The 2,747-nt window shown below is 73.6% G+C and carries 2 protein-coding genes; both read left to right on the top strand.

The window, feature by feature from the left end; translation table 11 throughout:
- The first annotated feature begins 314 nt into the window (after positions 1 to 314).
- Positions 315 to 1,793, top strand: coding sequence for an esterase (locus ACQKIP_RS44580; RefSeq protein WP_427745607.1), 1,479 nt, complete (start codon positions 315 to 317; stop codon positions 1,791 to 1,793).
- Between the two features lie 129 nt (positions 1,794 to 1,922).
- Positions 1,923 to 2,732, top strand: a complete 810-nt coding sequence (locus ACQKIP_RS44585) for an SDR family NAD(P)-dependent oxidoreductase (RefSeq protein ID WP_365864600.1) — start codon at positions 1,923 to 1,925, stop codon at positions 2,730 to 2,732.
- Positions 2,733 to 2,747 lie beyond the last annotated feature (15 nt).

The raw sequence follows: 2,747 nt of genomic DNA on the forward strand, positions 1-2,747 counted from the left end.
TGCGCGGACTCCGCGGCCAACTCCTACCTGGCCACCGGCGAACTCCCCGCCGCCGACGTGACGTGTCACGCGACCCCCGGCAAGCGGCAGCAGGCGTCCCCGCTCCCGGCGCCGGGACCCCTGCGGTGACCGCTCGGCGGACAGGCGGAACCCCAACCGGCGAAGGGGCGAACAGAAAGACGAAAACCAGGGAAACGAAGGGCGCGTACAACCCTTGTGACCCATCCGGTGTCGAACAGGGCGCCGGACAAGGAACGGGCCCTTTCCGGACACCCTCGCGCTTGCCCGGCCACTTTCCTTTACAGGAGCCGCTCGTGCGCAAGAACCGTTCGGCCGCCCTCGCCGCGGCCTCATTCCTCCTCCTGACCGGGGCGGGCATCGCCGCCGCCCCTTCCGCTGTCGCCGGCACCCCCGGGGGTACGCACGCCGATGACCGCAACAGTGACTTCAACGGCGACGGATACGAGGACGTGCTGGTCGGAGCCCCGGGGGCGACGGTCAGCGGCCAGAAGGGCGCCGGTCTCGTCACGGCGCAGTACGGCTCCTCCAGAGGCATGAACACCACCTCCGTCGCCCGGTTCAGCCAGTCGACGGTCGGCGTCGCGGGCGCCGCCGAGGCGGGCGACGGCTTCGGGAAGGCCGTCGCCACCGGTGACCTGGACGGCGACGGCTTCGACGACGCGATCGTCGGCATCCCCGGCGAGGACATCGGCGACAACGCCGACGCCGGTTGTGTCGCGATCCTGTGGGGCTCCAAGCAGGGCCTCAGCGGCGCCGACAGCGACTGGCTGGAGACCCAGGAGCCCACCAAGGGCGAGCAGTTCGGCCTGAGCCTCGCCGCCGCGCACCTCACCGGCGAGACGCCCGGCGACATCCTCGCCGTCCTGGACCGGGACGACCTGGAACTCTTCGCCTACGACGCCGCACCGCAGGCCGACGGGCAGGCGCCGCTGCGCCGGCAGGCGACCGAGCGCCTTTCCGCGGCGGCCGAGGAGCGCGACATCACCCCGAAGTCGCTCACCACCGGCGACTACGACGACAACGGCTACGCCGACCTCGTCGTGTCCGGAGTGACCGTGGGCGACGAGCCGGGGCACGGCTGGTCCGCGTACTTCTCGGGCAACGCCGACGGACTCAAGTACGAGCACGACCTGCGCGGCGGACCCGTGGCCGCGTCCGGCGACATCGACCACGACGGCTACGACGACCTGGTGACCGGCGAGCCCAACTCCCCGGACGACGGCGGCGAAACGCTGACCGGCGGCCTGGTGGGCGTCCGCTACGGCGCCGCGGACGGCCTCAAGGACGAAGCCAAGTGGTGGACGCAGGACAGCGTGGACGTGCCCGGCGTCGCCGAGCGCGGCGACGGCTGGGGCGCCGACCTGTCCGTGGCCGACACGAACGGCGACGGGTACGCGGACGTCGCGATCGGCGCGCCGGGCGAGGACATCGGCACGACCGCCGACGCCGGAGCGGTCTGGGTGCTGCGCGGCTCGCACGCCGGGATGACCGGGGTCGGGGCCAAGTCCTGGGACCAGGACTCCGCGGACATCCCCGGCGTCCCCGAGAAGGGCGACAAGTGGGGCGGCCAGGTGCGCCTGACGGACCCCAACCGCGACGGCCGCTTCGGTCTCCTGGCCGCGGCGCCCGGCGAGAACGCCGGTGACGGCGTCGTGTGGGTCCTCTCGGCAGGGGCGAGCGGCATCACCGCCTCGGGGTCCTGGACGTACGGCGCGGAGTCGCTGGGCGCGCCGGGCAAGGGCGCGGCGTTCGGCGCGGCGATCGACGAGTAGAACCCGGCGAAAGGCCTGCCTCCTGACGGGCCTTTCGCCGGTCCTCCGGATGCGGTCGTGAGCGGTTCGCGGGTGCCTACGTATGATCGCGGACATGTGCTCACGACCGCGTTCGGAGGCTGAACAGGCATGACAGAGAGCCGAGTTGTCGTCGTCACGGGCGGCGGTACGGGCATCGGCGCCGCCACGGCCCGGCAGCTGCGCGCGGCCGGGCACCGCGTCGTCGTGTCAGGGCGGCGCCCCGAGCCGCTGCGCCGCGTCGCCGAGGAGACCGGGGCGCTTGCCCATCCCGCCGACGCGGGCGACCCCGCCGAGGTCGCCGGGCTCGTCGATGCGGCCACCGAGGCGTACGGCCGCATCGACGGGCTCGTGCTCAACGCCGGGATCGGGCGCAGCGGAGCGGTCGGTGACCTCTCGGACGAGGACTGGGACGCCGTGCTGCGCACCAACCTCACGGGCCCCTTCCTGCTGCTGCGGGCCGCGCTTCCCCATCTCCTCGAGGCGCGCGGCTCGGTGGTCGCTGTTGCCTCGGTCGCCGCGTTGCGCAACGGCGTGGCGAACGCCGCGTACGCCACGTCCAAGGCGGCGCTCCTCCAGCTGTGCCGTTCCCTCGCCGTCGATTACGGCACGGCGGGGCTGCGCGCCAACACCGTGTGCCCCAGCTGGGTGCGGACCGAGATGGCCGACCGGCGGATGGCCCGGTTCGCCGGGGAGGCGGGCCTGGGGGACGGCGGCGCCGACGCGGCCTACGAGGAGGCGACGCGGCTCGTGCCCGCGGGCCGGCCGGGGCAGCCCGAGGAGGTCGCAGAGGCGATCACCTGGCTGCTCTCGCCCGCCGCGTCCTTCGTCAACGGCGCGACGCTGACCGTCGACGGCGGGGTCACGGCGGTGGACCCCGGAACGTCCGCGTTCAGTTTCGGGATCACACCGCGCGCGTAGGTCTCGGGGCAGAAC

Origin of the sequence: Streptomyces sp. NPDC059900 (assembly GCF_050270335.1) — a bacterium.
Classification (GTDB): Bacteria; Actinomycetota; Actinomycetes; order Streptomycetales; family Streptomycetaceae; genus Streptomyces.

What these genes read in the sequence shown, in the direction of transcription:
- ACQKIP_RS44585 (WP_365864600.1), top strand. Translation starts at nt 1,923, where the DNA reads ATGACAGAGAGCCGAGTTGTCGTCGTCACGGGCGGCGGTACGGGCATC.